Annotated in this window: 18 protein-coding genes and 1 riboswitch; of the genes, 11 read left to right on the forward strand and 7 right to left on the reverse strand. The window is 55.5% G+C overall.

Translation table 11 applies throughout. From position 1 onward, the window contains the following. Positions 1-70: 70 nt before the first annotated feature. Both ACR0KG_RS10630 and ACR0KG_RS10635 read right to left on the reverse strand, forming a co-directional pair. Positions 71-484, reverse strand: coding sequence for a CHAP domain-containing protein (locus ACR0KG_RS10630; RefSeq protein ID WP_480827230.1), 414 nt, complete (start codon positions 482-484; stop codon positions 71-73). Positions 485-809: 325 nt separating this feature from the next. Beyond that, positions 810-1,667 (reverse strand): MurR/RpiR family transcriptional regulator, encoded by an 858-nt coding sequence (locus ACR0KG_RS10635; protein WP_480549654.1) that lies wholly within the window; start codon positions 1,665-1,667, stop codon positions 810-812. A gap of 155 nt (positions 1,668-1,822) precedes the next feature. On the opposite strand from ACR0KG_RS10635, the gene ACR0KG_RS10640 reads away from it, so the two are divergent. The 7 genes from ACR0KG_RS10640 to ACR0KG_RS10670 are packed head-to-tail and all read left to right on the forward strand — an operon-like array spanning position 1,823 to position 9,510. Beyond that, positions 1,823-2,593: an N-formylglutamate amidohydrolase gene (locus ACR0KG_RS10640; RefSeq protein WP_480549656.1), complete on the forward strand. Its 771-nt coding sequence runs from the start codon at positions 1,823-1,825 to the stop codon at positions 2,591-2,593. After that, a complete protein-coding gene (locus ACR0KG_RS10645; protein WP_480827231.1) occupies positions 2,590-3,159 on the forward strand; it encodes a TRAP transporter small permease subunit in 570 nt (189 codons plus the stop codon). The genes ACR0KG_RS10640 and ACR0KG_RS10645 overlap by 4 nt, the downstream gene beginning before the upstream one ends. Further along, positions 3,156-4,481 (forward strand): TRAP transporter large permease, encoded by a 1,326-nt coding sequence (locus tag ACR0KG_RS10650; RefSeq protein ID WP_480549660.1) that lies wholly within the window; start codon positions 3,156-3,158, stop codon positions 4,479-4,481. The genes ACR0KG_RS10645 and ACR0KG_RS10650 overlap by 4 nt, the downstream gene beginning before the upstream one ends. A 53-nt stretch (positions 4,482-4,534) precedes the next feature. Then, the gene (locus tag ACR0KG_RS10655) at positions 4,535-5,566 is read left to right on the forward strand and encodes a TRAP transporter substrate-binding protein (RefSeq protein ID WP_480827232.1); all 1,032 of its coding nucleotides are present in this window, start codon (positions 4,535-4,537) and stop codon (positions 5,564-5,566) included. 57 nt (positions 5,567-5,623) lie between these two features. Beyond that, positions 5,624-6,985 carry a glutamine synthetase family protein gene (locus ACR0KG_RS10660; RefSeq protein WP_480827233.1) on the forward strand — a complete coding sequence of 454 codons (1,362 nt, stop codon included), beginning with the start codon at positions 5,624-5,626 and terminating at the stop codon, positions 6,983-6,985. 3 nt (positions 6,986-6,988) lie between these two features. Continuing rightward, positions 6,989-8,368, forward strand: coding sequence for an aldehyde dehydrogenase family protein (locus tag ACR0KG_RS10665; protein ID WP_480544642.1), 1,380 nt, complete (start codon positions 6,989-6,991; stop codon positions 8,366-8,368). Then, entirely contained in the window at positions 8,365-9,510 is a 1,146-nt protein-coding gene (locus ACR0KG_RS10670; RefSeq protein ID WP_480827234.1) for an iron-containing alcohol dehydrogenase, read from the forward strand. The genes ACR0KG_RS10665 and ACR0KG_RS10670 overlap by 4 nt, the downstream gene beginning before the upstream one ends. Before the next feature lie 30 nt (positions 9,511-9,540). Here ACR0KG_RS10670 and ACR0KG_RS10675 read toward each other — a convergent pair whose 3' ends face one another. Continuing rightward, on the reverse strand, positions 9,541-9,990 hold the full coding sequence (locus ACR0KG_RS10675; RefSeq protein WP_480549666.1) for a MarR family winged helix-turn-helix transcriptional regulator: 450 nt from the start codon (positions 9,988-9,990) through the stop codon (positions 9,541-9,543). 62 nt (positions 9,991-10,052) lie between these two features. Between ACR0KG_RS10675 and ACR0KG_RS10680 the strand changes: the two genes are divergently transcribed. Further along, entirely contained in the window at positions 10,053-11,522 is a 1,470-nt protein-coding gene (locus ACR0KG_RS10680; protein WP_480827235.1) for a multicopper oxidase domain-containing protein, read from the forward strand. 48 nt (positions 11,523-11,570) lie between these two features. On the opposite strand, the gene ACR0KG_RS10685 is transcribed toward ACR0KG_RS10680, so the two are convergent. Beyond that, positions 11,571-12,650 carry an FAD-binding oxidoreductase gene (locus ACR0KG_RS10685; protein ID WP_480827236.1) on the reverse strand — a complete coding sequence of 360 codons (1,080 nt, stop codon included), beginning with the start codon at positions 12,648-12,650 and terminating at the stop codon, positions 11,571-11,573. A 5-nt stretch (positions 12,651-12,655) separates the two neighbouring features. Continuing rightward, a complete protein-coding gene (locus tag ACR0KG_RS10690) occupies positions 12,656-13,879 on the reverse strand; it encodes an aromatic ring-hydroxylating oxygenase subunit alpha (protein ID WP_480827237.1) in 1,224 nt (407 codons plus the stop codon). 112 nt (positions 13,880-13,991) lie between these two features. Beyond that, a riboswitch (cobalamin riboswitch) is annotated at positions 13,992-14,195 on the reverse strand. A 221-nt stretch (positions 14,196-14,416) separates the two neighbouring features. On the opposite strand from ACR0KG_RS10690, the gene ACR0KG_RS10695 reads away from it, so the two are divergent. Beyond that, the gene (locus tag ACR0KG_RS10695; RefSeq protein ID WP_480549674.1) at positions 14,417-15,544 is read left to right on the forward strand and encodes an aminotransferase; all 1,128 of its coding nucleotides are present in this window, start codon (positions 14,417-14,419) and stop codon (positions 15,542-15,544) included. A 183-nt stretch (positions 15,545-15,727) separates the two neighbouring features. Beyond that, positions 15,728-16,891: a helix-turn-helix domain-containing protein gene (locus ACR0KG_RS10700; protein ID WP_480827238.1), complete on the forward strand. Its 1,164-nt coding sequence runs from the start codon at positions 15,728-15,730 to the stop codon at positions 16,889-16,891. Positions 16,892-16,959: 68 nt separating this feature from the next. Here ACR0KG_RS10700 and ACR0KG_RS10705 read toward each other — a convergent pair whose 3' ends face one another. Continuing rightward, complete coding sequence (locus ACR0KG_RS10705) at positions 16,960-17,811, reverse strand: MipA/OmpV family protein (RefSeq protein WP_480549678.1); 852 nt, start codon at positions 17,809-17,811, stop codon at positions 16,960-16,962. Between the two features lie 288 nt (positions 17,812-18,099). Between ACR0KG_RS10705 and ACR0KG_RS10710 the strand changes: the two genes are divergently transcribed. Next, the gene (locus ACR0KG_RS10710) at positions 18,100-18,672 is read left to right on the forward strand and encodes a hypothetical protein (protein WP_480827239.1); all 573 of its coding nucleotides are present in this window, start codon (positions 18,100-18,102) and stop codon (positions 18,670-18,672) included. Between the two features lie 37 nt (positions 18,673-18,709). Here the strand turns inward: ACR0KG_RS10710 and ACR0KG_RS10715 are convergent, their stop codons facing one another. Further along, the gene (locus tag ACR0KG_RS10715) at positions 18,710-19,150 is read right to left on the reverse strand and encodes a hypothetical protein (RefSeq protein ID WP_480827240.1); all 441 of its coding nucleotides are present in this window, start codon (positions 19,148-19,150) and stop codon (positions 18,710-18,712) included. Positions 19,151-19,180 lie beyond the last annotated feature (30 nt).

The raw sequence follows: 19,180 nt of genomic DNA on the forward strand, positions 1-19,180 counted from the left end.
TATGAGCGACTGACGCCCAGGGCAAATACAGCAAAGGCTGCCCGCAGTTTCAAAATCAGTGTAGGTTAAACTACTCGTCAGCTTTCGGATATATGAATCCGTTCACCGGATATGGTTTGCCGTAGCGACCGGGCTGGCTTTCGACACGGACCAGTGTCCAGTCGTTATTCTTAGACACGTCCCGCACACCCATTTTCAACGACACTTTGTTGCGGTGCCAATTGGCGTGATTTATAATAACTTGCCGATCATCAACGATCTCTGACACAACCGCGACATGGCCCAAAGACATTCCGCGCGTCGCCCGAAATGACATTACCGCACCCACAGTCGGGTCTGCACCCCGATCGTAAGTCTTGTGCGCCTTACCCCACCAGTCCTTGGCGTTGCCGCGAATCTGGATACCACTCAGGTTTCGTGCATAGGGAACGCACCAAACTCTGTGCCCCAGAGCCTGTTTTCGTTCGACTTCTTGGAGTGCCATGAACTGACGTTCAGGATTGAGACCGCTATAAGGTGAGTTTTGAGAACAGGCTGAGACCAGGACAACAAGCCCGAGCGCTGCAATTGCCCGAGTGGGAACGGAAATATACTGCCAGATCGCATTCATATTCCGGGCGTTGTCCTGCACGAAACTTCATCACCTGTTTAGAATCCCTTAAGATTTCTGGGCGATCCGAGCTGTAAAGAAAAGAGCTCTGCAAACCCTCTGGCGAAAATCTGCCAATGGCTTGCACAAAAGACGCACATATAGCCCGTTTGATACGCGTGATGTGGCCTGTAAGTGGCCCAACACAATGCTCTGGCCTTCAAAACTTACGGAAGAACTTTGTTCGATCGAACATTTCCTCGAGCTCTTCCATACGGGCGCGGGTGGTGTCCCAGTTACGCTCCTGCACTTCGGCGATCACGATCTCGGATATCAACATGGTTGTCAGGTTGCTATCCCAGGCTGACGGCGCTGCAATCTGATTGCTAAACGCAACATGTGCCAAGTCCGAAATTGGTGACATCCATTGGTCCGTGAACAGGATAATCTGTGCCCCCCGCTCACGGGCAAGCTCGGCCAGTTTCAGCGTGCTGTTTTCGTATCGCCGCACATCAAAGATGACGACCACATCATCTTCGTCAAATTCCAGCGCATAGTGCGGCCAGGCATTTGAGTTTGACGCAATCAGGGTCACATCGGGCCGGATGACCTGAAAATGCAGAAAGAAGTAGTCTGCCAGTGTACGTGTAATCCGACCGCCGACGATAAAGACCTTTCGCTTCGTATCGCTTAGCATATCGCAGGCGGTGTCAAACGCAGCGGGGTCAATCTTGGCCATGGATTGGCCGATATTGTCGATGATGGCCTTGGTGAACCGGTTCAACAAATGCGCGTCAGGCGCGTCATCAACCCATTTTTCACGCTTAGTAAGCGGGCTGGAAATCTTTTCGTTCAGCTCATCCCGCAACCCGCGCTGAAACTCGGGAAAGCCCGCGAAACCAAGCTTCTGCACCAAGCGCGCAACTGTGGGGGTGGAAACCTTGGCCTCCTCCGCCAGTGAGGTGATAGTTCCAAGCCCGGACGCCGGATAGTTTCTGAGGATCACATCCCTCAATTGAAGCTCCGACCGGGTCAGGTCGCCGGTTTTATCCTGCAATCGTTCAGCGATGGTCTGCATGGTCACCCTGACTGGTTCTTCTGTCCATCGTATCTACAGCATTCGACATAGTCAAAATATTACCACTCATCCTCATCCTGTACGAATATTTACATAAATTTGTTGACAGAGGAAACGCTGTTGAAGAAAACTTTACAAAGAACGGGGGATTCTGATTGGAACAGCGCACCACAGATGCTGAGTTTGCACCGCGGGTCGAAAAACCCGAAGGGTCGTCATCTGTCCTATTGGTGTGTGAACATGCCAGCGCGCACATGCCATCTGAGTTTCACTCCCTCGGGCTGGATAAGAATGCGCTGCAAAGCCACATCGCCTGGGATCCCGGTGCCTTGCAGACCGCGCGATCAATGTCAGAGCGTCTGGACGCGTCTTTGGTTTACAGCACCGTCTCGCGACTGATCTACGATTGCAATCGTCCGCCTGAGGCAGCAAGCGCGATGCCCGAACGTAGCGAAGATACGTTAGTACCAGGGAACAAGGGATTGACTGCGGCGCAAAAACAGGCGCGTACCGCTCAGTTCTATCGCCCCTTCGAGGCGTTGTTGACCAGAACCTTGAATGCTCGTGATCATCACACGGCGATTGTGACCATCCACAGTTTCACACCGGTCTACAGGGGCCAGAGCAGATCAGTTGAAATCGGAATCCTGCACGACACAGACAGCCGATTGGCGGATGCGATGCTCGACGTGGCAACTGGGTATGATGTTCAGCGCAATGCGCCTTACGGACCGGCGGATGGCGTCACACATACGCTGCGGCATCATGCATTGCCCCGGGGTCTGCTGAACGTCATGATCGAAATCCGAAATGATCTGATCGCAACACCTGAACAATGCGAACAGATGGGCAATGTGTTGGCGGATTGGCTGCGCGAAGTGATGAAAATCTGCTCGGAATCCTCGGTCGAGAGTGCCTCGCGATGAAGCTTCTAAAGGCCTATATCGCAGTGATCGACCGGCTGAACTACGGTATCGGCCGTGTGATCATGTTTGGCATCTTTGCCATGATGGCCGTCCTTTTGTGGTCGACCATCAGCAAGTTTTCTGACCAGCCATCACTCTGGACACTCGAAGTCGCTCAATTCGCCATGATTGCCTATTTTTTTCTGGGCGGGCCTTACGCCATCCAGATGGGCAGCCATGTGCGGATGGACTTGTTTTATGACAACTGGTCGCTTCGCCGAAAGGCCGCAACCGATGCGATCATGGTGCTTTGCCTGATCGCGTATCTGCTGGTTCTGCTGTGGGGTGGGATCAGTTCGACCGCGTATTCACTAGGTTATTGGGGCACCGAACCCCTCGCTTTCTTCGCGGGTCTTGTGACCGGCTCGGAAGAGGTTGGAACACTTGAACGCAGCCGCACGATCTGGCGCCCGTATCTGTGGCCCATCAAGACTGTGATGTGTGCCGGGATCATTCTGATGCTGCTGCAGGCACTGTCGGAACTGGCCAAGGATATCTTGCGACTTAAGGGCGAAGAAACAGCATGAGTTACGAGTTCATTGCCCTGATGATGTTTGCCTCGATGATGGTGCTGCTGTTCAGCGGTCAGCGTGTCTTTGGGGCAATCGGATTTGTCGCGGTGATTGCCGCGTTGATGTTGTGGGGGGATCGGGGCGGGTTCGATATCGCCTTTTCGCAATCCATCAAGCTGATGCGCTGGTATCCGCTTTTGACCGTGCCGATGTTTGTGTTCATGGGCTATATCCTGTCGGAAAGCCGCATCGCCGACGATCTGTATCGGATGTTCCATGTCTGGATGGGCGGTCTGCGCGGTGGTCTGGCCATCGGAACCATCGGTCTGATGGTTTTGATTTCGGCGATGAACGGGCTGTCGGTTGCGGGCATGGCCATCGGAGCCACCATCGCCCTGCCCGAGCTTTTGCGTCGCGGGTATGACAAACGTATGGTCACGGGCGTTGTTCAGGCTGGTTCGAGCCTCGGGATTCTAGTACCGCCTTCGGTCGTTTTGGTCCTTTATGCGATGATCGCACGGCAGCCGGTTGGCCAGCTTTGGCTGGCAGGTGTGATCCCCGGCCTGATGATGGCCGCTATGTTTGTGATCTACATCGCCGTGCGGTGCCGCATGAACCCTGATCTTGGACCGGTCCTATCGGAAGAAGAGCGTGCGATGCCGCAGGCCGAGAAGTATCGCTTGTTGCTATCCGGTCTTCTACCGTTCGGGATTTTCTTCGCCATGATGATCCCCTTTGTGAATGGCTGGACTTCTCTGGTCGAAAGCTCTGCCATTGGGGCAATCACTGCCTTTGTCGCTGCAGTTCTGAAAGGGCGTATGAACTGGACGGTGTTTGAAACTTCGGTGCGTAACACGCTTGGGATCACCTGCATGTTCATGTGGATCATCCTTGCCGCCCTGGCCTTCGGGGCCGTGTTCGACGGGTTGGGCGCAGTCAAGGCCATCGAAAGCCTGTTTACCGAACGTCTGGGCTTGTCCCCGTGGATGATCCTGATCCTGATGCAGCTCAGCTTTATTCTGATGGGCACGTTTCTGGACGACACAGCGATGCTGGTGATTGTAGCGCCACTGTATATCCCGCTGGTGGGTGCGCTTGGGTTCGATCTGATATGGTACGGCGTGCTGTACACGATCACTACGCAGATCGCCTATATGACACCGCCCTTTGGCTATAACCTGTTCCTGATGCGGGCGATGTCGCCCCCGGGCATCACGCTGAATGATATCTATCGATCCATCATACCTTTTGTGGCGGTGATGGTGGGGGCGCTGACGATCATCATGATCTTCCCCCAGATCGCCCTTTGGCTGCCACAAACAGTTTACGGAAATTAAGCGCCGACAAGAGCGCACTGCAAGATCGAGTGCAACTGAACAAGGAGGTTCACATGACCACAAGACGCAAGTTTATCAAAGGTGCCGCCGTTGCCGCACCTGCCGCGCTGGCTGCTCCGGCTCTGGCGCAATCGACGATCACATGGCGGATGCAGACCTATGCGGGCGCTGCACTGGCGGCCGAGGTGGTGGTTCCGGCAATCGAGACCTTTAACAAAATCGCAGGCGACCGCATGCAGATCGAGCTGTTCTTTGCAGATCAGCTGGTCCCTACAGGTGAGCTGTTCCAGGCGATGCAGCGCGGTACAATCGATGCTGTGCAGTCCGATGATGACTCGATGGCGTCACCCACCGAAGTGACCGTGTTTGGCGGCTATTTCCCGTTTGGCTCGCGCTATTCACTGGATGTGCCGGTTCTGTTCAACCAGTATGGTTTGAAAGAGATCTGGGACGAGGAATACTCCAAAGTCGGCGTCAAACATATCTCGGCTGGGGCTTGGGATCCGTGCCACTTTGCCACAAAAGACCCGATCCGCTCGCTCGAAGATCTCAAGGGCAAGCGGGTCTTTACCTTCCCAACTGCGGGTCGGTTCCTAAGCCAGTTTGGCGTGGTCCCCGTGACGCTGCCTTGGGAAGATATCGAAGTTGCAGTGCAAACCGGTGAGTTGGATGGTATCGCGTGGTCCGGCATCACCGAGGACTACACAGTTGGCTGGGCTGATGTGACCAACTACTTCCTGACCAACAACATCTCGGGCGCGTGGATCGGCCACTTCTTCGCCAATATGGATCGCTGGAACGAGTTGCCCGAAGACCTGCAAGCCCTGCTTGCGGTCTGCATGGAGCAAAGCCATTATTACCGTCAATGGTGGTATTGGGGCGGCGAAGCCAACCTACGGGTCAACGGCACCAAGATGGAGCTGACCTCAATCCCCGATGAGGAATGGGCGCAGGTCGAAAACTCTGCCGTCGAGTTCTGGGATGAGATTGCAGCCGAAAGCCCGACCAAGGCCAAGATCGTTGACATTTTCCGCAAGTATAACGCGGATATGCAAAAAGCCGGACGTCCCTATCGCTACGGCTAAACCAACCGGCGCCCCGACAGGTTCGGGGCGCTGCCTGCCCTATTCAAGGATTGCCAAATGACCTCTCCGCTCACCTTTGATGCACTGAAAGAACAGGCCGCTTCTGGCGCGATTGACACTGTTCTGGTGTGCTTTGTCGACATGCAAGGCCGGCTTATGGGTAAACGGTTCCATGTGTCGAACTTCCTTGAAAGCGGCCATGAGGAAACACATTGCTGCAACTACCTTCTGGCCACTGATCTTGAGATGGCGACACCGGATGGCTACGCCTCGACCAGTTGGAGCCAGGGGTATGGCGATTATGTGATGAAGCCTGACCTGAAGACTCTACGGCCTGTGCCGTGGCTGGAGGGAACGGCAATGGTTCTGTGTGATATTCTGGATCACCACAGCCACGCACCAGTGTCACACGCACCCCGACAGGTTTTGAAACAACAAATCGCCCGTGCGGAAAGTATGGGCCTGACCCCCAAAATGGCCACCGAGCTGGAGTTTTTTATCTTCAAAAAACCGCTTGATGAGATGCGCGCCGAAGGCTACCGCGACCTGACCACTCTGGGGCCGTATAATGAGGACTACCATATCCTTCAGACCACCAAGGAAGAACATGTGATGCGCCCCCTTCGCAATCACTTGTATGCCGCTGGAATTCCTATCGAAAACTCCAAAGGTGAGGCCGAGGTTGGTCAAGAAGAACTGAACATCAAATATGCCGAGGCGCTGCTCTGCGCTGATCACCACACGATTGCAAAACACGCCACGAAAGAGATCGCCTGGCAACAGGGTCATTCCGCCAGTTTCCTGCCCAAATGGCATCAAGATCGCGTCGGAAGCGCCTCGCATGTGCATATGTCGCTTTGGCAAGGCGCGGAGAACGCGTTCCAAGGCGATGGCGCTCATGGGATGTCTGACCTGATGCGGCAGTTCATGGCCGGGCTGATCGCCTATGCGCCAGACTGTACCTATTTCTTCGCGCCCTACATCAACTCGTACAAGCGCTTCGCAAAAGGCACCTTTGCGCCGACCAAAACCGCCTGGTCCGTGGACAATCGCACTGCCGGTTTCCGGCTCTGTGGGGCAGATACCAAGGCCGTTCGGGTTGAATGTCGCATCCCAGGATCGGACATTAACCCCTATCTGACCCAAGCCGCATTGCTGGCCGCCGGGCTGAAAGGGGTCGAGGACAAGCTGACCCTAGCCGATGCCGCGACAGGTGACATGTACGAGGATGACAGCGTTCCCGAAATCCCACGCACCTTGCGAGCAGCCACCGAAACTCTGCGCAACTCATCCATGCTACGCGCGTCAATGGGGGATGATGTGATCGATCACTACACCCGCGCGGCCGAATGGGAGCAGGAAGAATTTGACCGTATTGTCACCGACTGGGAAATCGCCCGTGGTTTTGAGAAGGCCTGACAGATGAGCAAGATCACTTGTACTTCTCCCATCGACGGCTCGGTCTATGCTGAACGGGAATGCTTATCCGCAGACGCCGCACGGGATGCCATTGCGCGCGCGAAGGCGGCGCAGCGGGATTGGGCCGCGTTGCCTTTGCAGGATCGCATCGCCTTTGTGAACAAAGCCGTTGCTTACATCGGTGAAACCACCGATCGCATGGTGACTGAGCTTGCGCATCAAATGGGCCGCCCGGTACGCTATGGTGGTGAGTTCGGCGGGTTCGAAGAACGCGCCTATTACATGGCGTCGATTGCCACAGATGCGCTGGCCCCAGTTGTGATCGAAGACTCGGATGAGTTCCTGCGCAAGATCGAGCGGGAACCGCAGGGTGTTGTCTTCGTCGTGGCCCCTTGGAACTATCCCTACATGACCGCAATCAACACGATTGCACCCGCGCTGATTGCTGGCAATGCGGTGGTTCTGAAACACGCGTCGCAAACCATTTTGGTTGGGGAACATCTGTCCGAGGCCTTCGCGGTCGCTGGTCTGCCCGAAGGCGTGTTTACGAATGTGGTGTTGGATCATGATACAACCTCGACCCTGATTGCCGAAGGCCATTTCGGATTGGTCAACTTCACCGGTTCAGTCGGCGGGGGCCGCGCCATGGAACGCGCTGCAGCGGGAACGTTCACGGCAGTTGCAACTGAACTCGGCGGCAAGGACCCCGGATATGTGCGTGCCGATGCGGACCTCGATGCAGCGGTTGAGACGCTGATCGACGGGGCGATGTTCAACTCGGGTCAGTGCTGCTGCGGGATTGAACGGATATATGTGCATCACAGCCTGTTTGATGCTTTCGTCGAAAAGGCGGTTGCGTTGGTGAAAACCTATGTGCTGGGTGATCCGCGCAACCCGGAAACCACACTGGGCCCAATGGCCAACATACGGTTCGCCCAGGAGGCGCGCGCCCAGATTGATGAGGCAATCGCAGCAGGTGCAACGGCCCATATCCCAACCATGCCCGCCGATGATGGCGGCGCCTATCTGACCCCGCAAATCCTAACGGACGTGACCCACGAGATGCGGATCATGTGGGATGAGACCTTTGGACCTGCAGTGGGTATCATGCCCGTGCAAAATGACGCCGAAGCCATTGAACTGATGAATAACAGTCAGTTTGGCCTGACCTGCTCGCTCTGGACCCGCGATGCCGACGCAGCAGAGGCGATTGGTCGCCAGTTGGAAACCGGCACCGTGTTCATGAACCGTTGCGATTATCTGGACCCTGCTTTGTGCTGGACCGGATGCAAAGACACCGGGCGCGGTGCAGGCCTGTCAGCTCTCGGCTTTCACGCTGTCACCCGCCCCAAATCCTACCACTTGAAGAAGCTGAAATCATGACCCAAACCGCCAATTGGAGCTATCCTAATCCCATCCGCTTTGGTGCTGGCCGCATCGCCGAGATTGGCGAGGCCTGCGCGGCGGCTGGCATTATGAAACCCCTGCTGATCACAGATCGGGGCCTGGCCGAGAATGAGATCACCAAGCGAACCCTGACGCTGATGGAAAGCGCCGGTTTGGGCACTGGGCTTTTCGCCGAAGTTGACGCCAACCCCACGGATCTAAATGCCGAAGCCGGTGTGGCAGCCTATAATGCGGGCGGCTATGACGGGGTGATCGCTTTTGGCGGTGGATCCGGCCTTGATCTGGCCAAAACCGTTGCCTTCATGGCAGGTCAGACACGACCCATCTGGGATTTCGAAGATATCGGCGATTGGTGGACTCGCGCGGATGAAGATGCGATCGCGCCCGTTGTGGCTGTGCCCACCACGGCAGGAACCGGATCAGAGGTTGGGCGTGCCAGCGTGATCACCAATTCAGAAAGCCATGAAAAGAAGATCATCTTCCACCCCAAGATGCTGCCTGCTCAGGTCATCATGGACCCGGAATTGACCGTTGGCATGCCAAAATTCATCACCGCCGGGACGGGGCTGGATGCCTTCGCCCATTGTGTCGAGGCCTATTCCAGCCCGCACTATCATCCCATGAGCCAAGGCATCGCGCTGGAGGGGATGCGTCTGGTCAAAGAGTATCTGCCCCGTGCCTATGCAGACGGTAGCGATCTGGAAGCACGCGGCCAGATGATGAGCGCGGCGGCTATGGGCGCGACGGCGTTTCAGAAAGGCTTGGGAGCGATCCACGCGCTCAGCCATCCCGTTGGCGCAGTTCATCATACTCACCACGGCACGACCAATGCCGTGTTTATGCCCGCTGTTTTGAAGTTCAACGCCGACGCCATCCGCACGAGGTTTGATCAGGCGGCCGCCTATCTGGGGATTGACGGCGGGTTTGACGGGTTCTGTGCTTTTGTCGACGACTTCAATGCGTCATTCAACATTCCGCTTACGCTGACCGAACTGGGTGTCAAAGACCCGGATTTCGATGCGCTGACCGAGGCCGCTTTGCGCGACCCAAGCGTAGGCGGCAATCCAGTCCCGCTCACGGCACAAGATATCCGAGGCTTGTTCGAAGCGACCAGATAAGGCGCTAGCTATTGCCCGGAATGGCCGCCCCTAAGCTTGGGTGGTTGCGACAAGCTCCTTTAGCAAAGTGCGCAAATGCTCTTTGCTATCGGCCCCCAAGGTCTCGGCGATTTCCGCCTCAATCTCTCTGATCTGATCTGCGGCGCATTTGCGCCAGCGGTGACCTTTTTCAGTTATCGTTACTACTTTGTCGCGCTTACTGTCAGGCCCCGCATCAACCCTAACCATGCCCTGCACGACCAACCGGTCAACCGCCTGCTGTGCAGCCTGACGGGAAAACCCCATCTCTCGATGAATGACAGAGAGTTTGACCGTGCGCCCGCGCAGCTGGGCAAAGACCTGCATATCTGCGGGCCGTATCGCGGCAAACTCTGTCTGTGCCCGCGCATCATCCATACGCGCGTTCCAATGGGCGATCAAAGTCATCATCATGCCTTTGATGTTCTGGCCCAGAAAGTCATTGTCATGTTTATCAATCACGGTTGACAATTTGCCTTCGCACCTATTTCATCAATCTTAGTTGATATTGATTGGTGACTTCAATGGATCGCAGAACATTTCTGAAAACGTCTGGGGCGACTGCCTTGGCTGCAGGCGATGGCATGGCCTGGGCCCAATCTGTCCTGCGCGCCCTGCCACTAATTCCAATGACGGACCTTACAAATGGGATCGAAGAGCGTATTGCGCTGACGCTGAACCCATCGACGCATGACTTTGGCACAGGTGCACAAAGCGCGACTTTCGGGATAAATAACAGCTATCTCGGTCCGGTTCTTAAGGTTAAACAAGGCCAAACGCTGCCCTTTGACGTAGTTAACAACATAGGTGACACCTCGACCCTTCATTGGCACGGGCTGCACATTCCGGGCGATGTGGATGGCGGGCCGCATCAAGAGATCGCGCATGGCAGCGTCTGGTCGCCGGATGTGCCGATTGTTCAACACGCTTCGATGAACTGGTTTCATTCGCATATGCATGGCAAAACCGCGCGCCAGACCTATCAAGGGCTTGCTGGTGTCCTGTTGGTCGAAGACGACGGCAGCCTTTCAGCCGATTTACCGCAGACCTATGGCGTGGATGATTTCACGCTGATCCTTCAGGATAAGATGTTCGATGCAGAAGGGCGCTTGAGCTACAGTGTATCTGCTGCCGTTTTTGAGGATGGCTTTGAAGGCGATACCCTTATCGTCAACGGCGCCGTCGCACCCGTTGCGCAAGCGGTTCCGACCGGCCTTGTGCGGCTTCGCATTCTGAATGCCTGTAACGCGCGTTTCCTTGGATTGTCGATGGAAACCGGGCCAATCACTGTGATCGCATCGGACGGAGGGTTTCTGCCCGCACCGGTCGAGGCGGAGAGCATCCTGATGTCGCCTGGTGAAAGGTATGAGGTGCTCGTGGATATGAGCGCGCTTGAGGCGAACGCCTTGAATGTCAATCTGAACGGGAACGGTGGTGGGTTCTTTGCCAACCTTTTTGGAGGGAACCAAACAGTGACTGCTTTGCGGTTGGCGAGAACCGCACAGACCGGTTTCACCGGGTCAATGCCGACCAAACTTGCCAATCTCTCCCCTGCCCAACCCTCTGAGGCGACAGTCACGCGATCCTTTGAGTTGAACATGAATGTCGGGGCCGATCTTGCCGCACTTGCGCTGGCTTGGGACAATTTCTGCGGCGATGCCGGAGCGATGGCCATAAACGGGCTACCAATGAAAATGGACCGGATTGATGAGACGGTCAGAAAAGGCTATACCGAAATCTGGCGTATCTCAGTTGATGATCAACTTCACCCCTTTCACATCCACGGTTGTTCCTTCCGCATTCTCGCACAAAACGGAGGCCCCGCCCCCGCCTATGCGCAAGGCTGGAAAGATATGGTCCATGTCGAGGATGGCTGGTCCGAAGTTCTGGTGCGGTTCGACCATAATGCGCCTTCTGACGCGCCCTATATGTATCACTGCCACATCCTGGAACATGAAGATTGCGGCATGATGGGGCAGTTCACCGTGTCATAGACCGAATAAACAAACCGCCCCGGGGCGCATCCCGGGGCGGTTTTGAGACTAAACCTCTACTTCTACCTTACCGATCGGGTTGGAACAGCAGGCAAGAATGTAACCGGCTTCGATATCGTCTTCGGATATCCCGCCATTGTGAACCATATGCACCTCACCCGCTGTTTTTCTAACCTTGCAGGTCCCGCAAACGCCGAACGTACAGCCCGAGGGGATGTTCAACCCAACCGACCGCGCGGCTGCCAGAACCGTGTCGGTTTCGGCAACTTTGGCAGTCACGCCGGAGCTTGCAAACACAATCTCAGCTTTGCTGTCATCATCGGGGATAACATCGTCCAGCTCTGGCTGATCGGCCTTGGTTTCAACCGGGGCGCCAAAGCTTTCCTGATGATAGTTGTCCATATCATAGCCCAGCCCGACCAGAGCATCGCGTACCGCCTGCATGAAAGGTTCCGGGCCGCAGCAATAGACTTCACGCTCCAGATAGTCAGGCGCCATCAGGCCCAGCATCAACTGGTTGAACTGCCCCTGATACCCCGTCCAAGGGCGATAGCGGTCGGGCTCTTCAACAACGAATTTCAGATCTAGGCCAGGGGTTCGGCTGGCCATGTGTTCCAGCCGCTGGCGAAAGATGATCTCGGACGGTCGCTTTGCGCAGTTGATAAAGACAATATCCAGATCACGCCCCTCGTCCCACATGCAGGTGGTCATCGACATCATCGGGGTGATCCCGGACCCAGCAGAGATGAATAGATATTTGCCAGCCGTGCTTTCAACATTCGAAAACAGCCCGGCTGGTCCGATGGCTTTGATCCGCATGCCGGGTTGCAGGTTGTCCAGCATCCAGCGCGTTCCAATACTGTCGGGCTGGGCCTTGGCAGTGATGGTGATCGACCGTGGCCGCGAGGGAGAAGAAGAAATCGTATAGGTGCGATGCACAACCCCACCCGGCTGTCCAGGAGCCGGGATTTCCAAAGTCAGAAACTGCCCTGGATGGTACGCAAACATCGACCCAGACGGAGCGCGAAAGGTGAAACTGGCCGTATTTGCCATCTCGGGCACGACCGAGACGCATTCCAGTGTTTCGCTGTCCTGCCAGATATTCACAACCGCGTTGAGATCTTTCATCACCGTTACTCCGCCGCCATTGTTTCGGGGGCCAACCGACCGGCCAACGTGTTGCAATACCAATCCACGAATTGCAGCACACCGGATTCCTGCGTCGGCGAATACGGGCCAGGCAGATAGGCCGGGCTGTTGATACCCAGCTGATTATCCTCGACCACCTGACGGTCTTCGTCATTGGTGGCAATCCAGACCTCGGTCAGACGTTTCAGATCGTAATCGACCCCTTCAACGGCATCCTTGTGAACCAGCCATTTGGTTGTGACCTCGGTTTCAGTCGGGCTGATTGGTGTTACGCGGAACACGATGGAATGATCAGCCAGAAAGTGGTTCCAGGTAGTTGGATAGTGAAATTTCAACAACGCACCTGCATCCGCAAAAGGCGATCGGCCAAGCCAGCGCCGCACGGCGGATTTTCCATCCATCGTATAGCTTTGCGCTCCTTCTTTCAGAGGCATCCGAGCCATACGGAATTGTCCGTCATCATGCAGGTAGAATTGCGAGGGCATCCCGGCGGCTTCGCACCTGTCAAAATGCGCTTGCATATGCAGCGGCGTCTCACCCCCTTCGATCCCTGTGACTGCAGGATCATCAGGGAATGTGCGGCATAGCGCGGGATGGTTGCCACCGCAGTGGTAACACTCGCGGTTATTTTCCCAAACCAGCTTCCAGTTGCCTTTCTCAACAATCGAACTTTCAAAAGCCACTTTGGCGTTGCCCAGATCATGCGGCTCCAGATAAGGGCGCGCGGTATTGGCAAACATGTCGAAATCTGGGGCGTTGTCCGCAAGACAGATGTAAACCAACCCGGCAAGCTCACGGCAATGGACGGTCTTCAACCCATGCTGTTTCGGATCGAAATCCGGCCCCATATCGCGCGCCCACAGCAATGAACCATCGAGCTCGTAGGTCCATTGGTGATAGGGGCAAACCAGCTTAGGCGCATTGCCTTTTGCAGCCTTGCAGATGATCGAACCACGGTGGCGGCAGGTGTTGTGAAATGCCCTGATTTGGTTGTCGGCACCACGCACAATGACAACGCGGTAGGCACCCACAGTATAGGTTACGTAGTCCCCTGCTTTCACCAGCTCGCAGGCCGGAATGGCAAACAGCCAATCGCGATAGTGGATGGCTTCAAGATCGGCCTGAAATACCTGGGGGTCTGTATAAAACGCCTGCTCGAGCGCGTGATCAGGGATGCGACGTGCCAACAGGCTTTGAATGCTGTTCATTTCTGGCTCTCCTGCCGCGCCCCGCGGCATTGCTTGGGCAGATGACAAGGAGGAACCGTCCGGAGGCGCGCGAGGATCACGTCCGAAACATGTGCCCCCACCGCCACCCGCGGTTTGACATATCTGCAAGGCTGGTTTCCGGACTTGAAAGGGGCTTGCGCCCGGTTGCGACACCTTCCCGGGATCCTCGTCCCAGTGGTTGATTGCCGAACCTGACCTTCCTTACCGTTGCGGGGGCAGTGCCGGAATTTCACCGGCTTCCCAATTCTCCGCTGTCTGAGACTCAAACAGCGGCACCTCACATGCACAGGATAGAGTCGCGCAGTTCATATGCTGAGAGACTTGCGACATTTTCAGTTTCAAAACAGACATCTCGATGTCCGGGTCGGATCCGGGTTTGTGAAGTAAAACCCCGGGATACATTTCAGGCACAAACCCGCAATCTTCCGCTTGGCTGGTTTGGCGGTATAAGACATCTTCATAACCGTGCGTCCGTTACGTGCCATCGCCCCAAATGCTAAAAGTAGGAGAGCCCCAATGGAAATCAGACCCTTTGGTGTTGAGATGTGGATGAATGAGTTCGAGACGACCTGCGAACTCAATCTGGCTGAGACCTGCGTCCAGTCCATCACGCTGGGCGAACTGTTCGACATGGCGGGTCAGCACAACAGCATTCTGAACGATCTGTCATCCATGAAGATGACCTATGGCGCAATTGAAGGGTCAGAACGCCTGCGCGATGCGATCTGTGGCCTGTATGACAGACAGGGCCGGGATAACATCCTAACAACGCATGGGACCATCGGCGCGAACTCTCTGGTGCATCAGACGCTGGTATCGCGTGGTGATCACGTGGTTTCCGTGATACCCACCTATCAGCAGCACTACTCCATTCCCGAAAGCATTGGTGCCGAAATCGAACTGCTGCATCTGCGGTCCGAAAACGCCTTTTTGCCCGAACTGGACGAGTTGCGGGCGATGGTGCGACCCGATACGCGCCTGATTGTGATCAACAATCCCAATAACCCGACAGGGGCGCTGATGGATCGCACATTGCTGGAACAAATCGTCGAAATCGCACGTGGTGTCGATGCCTGGTTGCTTTGTGACGAGGTCTATCGCGGAACAGATCAGACAGGCGACGGCTTCACCGCCGCAGTCGCAGACCTGTACGAAAAAGGGATCAGCACGGCAGGCATGTCCAAGGCCTATTCGCTGGCCGGGTTACGGGTTGGCTGGATCGCCGGACCCAAAGAGATGCTGCATGACGTGATGATCCACCGGGACTACAACACGATATCGGTCGGCAAGATCGACGAAATGCTAGCCGCCATGGCGCTGGAACATCGCGACAAGATACTGGCGCGGGCGCACCGGATCACTCGCCAAAACTTGCGGATCGTTCAGGATTGGATCGTAAACGAACCGCTGCTTAGCTGGGTGCCGCCAAAATCCGGCACTACGGCCTTGTTGAAATACGAACTACCAATGTCTTCGCGCGATCTATGCGTGACGCTGTTGCAAGAAGAAGGTGTGATGCTGACGCCGGGCAGCGCAATGGACATGGAGGGCTGGCTGCGGCTTGGATACACCAACCCAACCGAAGATTTGAAAGCCGGGCTGGCCCGGTTCTCGCAGTTTCTGGCACGCCACGCCAAGTCGTAGCGCGCCGAACGGCCGCGCAAGAATTTAGATTAAACCTGTCTAACGCAGTCTCAAACGTCCTGTCCGATCAAAAGAGACGACAAATCCCATGAAATTGGTAGATGTCAGATCGCATGCTTTAGAGGGCATGAAGAGGCTGCAGCGCAAGACCATCCGTGGTCGATTTTCAGAGAGTAAGTAATATTGGAATCCGCCACCCAATTCGTTGATACCGCCTTTATCGGGCTCTGCCTGTTTTGTGCTAACCTGCTGTTTCTACGAAAGCGCGATACCGGTGTGTTCATGCCACTGGCCGCACTGTTTCTTATACAAGGCCTGTCCTCTATTGGCGCTTTGATCGCCGACGCGTCGGGAAGTGAGGACGAGTTCAATCTTGTGATGCGCGTTAGCGTGCTTGTCGTCCTGTTTGATTTCGCAAGCCCCTTTCTTTTCTGGCTTTATGTCCGCGCCTTGACCAGCGAAGCGGATGAAGCGCCCAAGCCTAGGCTGCGGTATCACCTACCCCCGATCATCATATCCGGGCTGCTCATGTCATCGCTGATGTTTCTGCCAACGGATCTGAGCGATGTTGACCTACCTGAGGACGATCCCCGGTTGTTGCGGTTTGTGTTGATCGCCTTGGCGGTTTTGACCGCTGACGTACTGTTTCGGATCATAATGGCCGTTTACCTGATCCTGATCATCCGCATGTTGATGACCTACCGAAAACGGTTGCGCGAAGTGTTTGCAAGCACCGAAAACCGAGAGCTGACTTGGGTTTGGGTGATCACTTTGGCAGCGATGTCATTTTGGTTTCTGTCGGCTGCTGTCAGCATACTTACAGTGTCCGAGGCCGTCGGGTTCGAGGTGCAAGACGAGCTGCTTGATTTCCTAGAAAGCCTTGCCCTGCTGTTTCTATTCTGGGTCATTGGCATATGGGGCCTACGCCAACGTCCCGGCCTGACCCGAACACCTGTCTCCGACCCGCCGGACCCGGATGAGCCATCCGAGCGCAAATACAAGAAATCTGCCCTTGACGAAGAACGCGCTGCACGGATTGCGAAAAAAATCGAAACGGCGATGAGACAGGACCTGCTCTATCGCGAACCGAACCTCAGCTTGTGGGATCTGGCCAAACAAATCGGCGTCACATCACATTATGTTTCGCAAACGTTGAACGCAAACCTGAACAGCACGTTCTTCGACTATATAAACCGGTGGCGGATAAATGACGCAATCGAGCAATTGACCTCGACCGACGAGACTATTCTGAACATCGCGTATGATGTTGGCTTCAATTCGCGCTCAGCCTTTTACAAGGCTTTTAAGCGCGAGACTGGGAAAACGCCTTCTGACGTACGCAACTAGTCTGGGAAGCAACTGAACCAGCACGATCACCGCGCTGGCTCAGTCGACGAGGTATCGTTTATCAGGTCTTAGAACTGGTAGGCGACTGACACGACGGCTGCATAGTTTCCTTTGGATTTCACAATCGGGCTGTCCGCCGCGTCTCCCAGCAGGCGCGAATAGGCCAATAGGCCGGTAACACCCCAGCTTCTGCCGATCTGTTTGCTGACGCCAAGTTCGACATTCAGCGCATTTACACCAGACTCCGCCCTGTATTGGCGCAGACTTGAACGGGCAGATTGCGCTGAGGTCACGCCAAAGAAGCTTTGGTTGTAGTCCTCATCCGCCCAATCGACAGAGACCCCGCCGATCAGAACAACGCCGTTTTGGCTGGTTTCGTCGCTATAGGGTCGGCCTGTGGGGGCCAGCGCACCACGGATCACGCCAAACGGCACCTGCGTTTGCAGACCCAGTGACACAACAGTACCTTCCGAGCCACCCAGAAACTTCCTGACATCCGCCGTCGCGGTCAGGCTTTGACCCAGATCGAACTGAGTACCCAGCGACAGCACAGCGCTATTGTCGATATCGCCCAATCCTTTCAGATCGTTGCTATCGTCTTCGTCCCGTCCGCCGCCATAGCCAACAGCCGCAGACACACGAAACCCATTCTGATCGTACAGAAAGGCGCCCAGCCCCTGATCCGAGATTACAATCCTATCTCGCCAGACGCCTTCAAAGGTGACCAGCGGTGCCAGTTCGTATTCATCCGATCCTTGATATTCGGGGACCAATCCACCGCCTGCGCCGATGTAAAATGCCCAGTCTTTGTCCGAAGCCGATAGAGTGTTGGCGACCTGGGCGGAAAGTGGCGTGCTGCTCAGCACAACGCCAAATCCAATTGCGGCAAACCTTCCGCAACTACGAGAATTCAATGTCATGAATTTCCTCAATCTTCTTACTGTTTTGATGACGGTCAGGCACCGTCGGGCTTGTGACTGATAAAGCGTTTCGAAATGCACCCCATCGCAGGCGCATCGGCAAAACGCCCTGATCAGACGCAGCATCAAACTATCCTTCATCCGAATGATTGCCGTCCCGTCCGGTCGAACGGGACATCCCGAACTGTTCTCGCCGATGGGTCGAGACGCTTAAAACATGTTGTTCGGCTTAGCGTTTCCCCACCACTGCGTGATTACGCAGGGGCCATGAAACAAAGGAGTAGAAACGTGCAACATAAGCACAGAAAACGCATTTTCATTCAAAGACGTTACAAATCCGGTCGTGTTCTGGATACGGACACCAAAAAAGCCCTGCTGCTGTTGCTTGCAATGCTGCTGGCTTTTGGCATCGCCTCGGCACAAAAGGCCTTAGCTGCTGATATCCGGCCCAAAGATGGTGTCTGGCAAGGCGCAACAACCGTTCGTCAGGTCAACGGCTGCACACCTGAGATTCAGCAAGAGATCAAAAGCGGGCCCCAGACCGAAATCCTGTATCACGACTCGATGACCTTTAAGGCCCCGTTCGATTTCAAACAGTTTAACCGCGTGCTGGATGCAGATGTGAGCTGGACCAAACAAGGCCCAAATCAGTGGCACGGCAAAGTGGTCGAAACCGAGCGTACTATGTTCGGCGCAGTAACCAGTACCACTGAGCTGAAGACCCTTGTCGCCAGTGACACGCGGATCAATCAAACTGCCGTCATGACCGTTTCATTTTCGCGCCGGCTGGCAGAAAAACTTGGGGTTTCTGCGCCGTGCGTCGTTGATATCGATATCACCCACCGGCATCTGGGCCCATGAAACAGAACGTTCATGAGGCCCTCGGCTGGAAACGCCCTTAGCTGACTTTTGCTGTCGATGCACCCTTTGAGGCGAAACGGTCCAGAAACGGAATGGTGAACATCCCCAGGAACACCAGGTTGCCGATCAGATTGAACGGCGCGCCCGCCAGCACAGACCCCAGGCTGTCGACGCAGAACCATGTCCAGATCGATAGAAGGATGACCCGTTTTGAGAATGCAGGCGCAATGCGCATCCCCTCGCCCGCGAGCACCCAGAGCAGGATACCCCAACCGACCATGATCCCCCCGCCGATCGCGCTGAGCAGTCTTGCCCCCTCGGACGTAAGTCTCTGCGCGCCATCGAGCGGCCAAAAGATCAGATCGCCAAAAAAGGTTGGCACAGCATCCATAGCGGGATGTGCCCCCATCCAGATGACGCCGCCGAACAAAATCACCAACCCGGCCCCGGTTTTCAAAAGCTTCTCTTGCAGGTCCATGGCATGTCCTTTCTTTCTAAATCGATGATT

The sequence above is a fragment of the Ruegeria sp. H4 genome, from assembly GCF_056533065.1.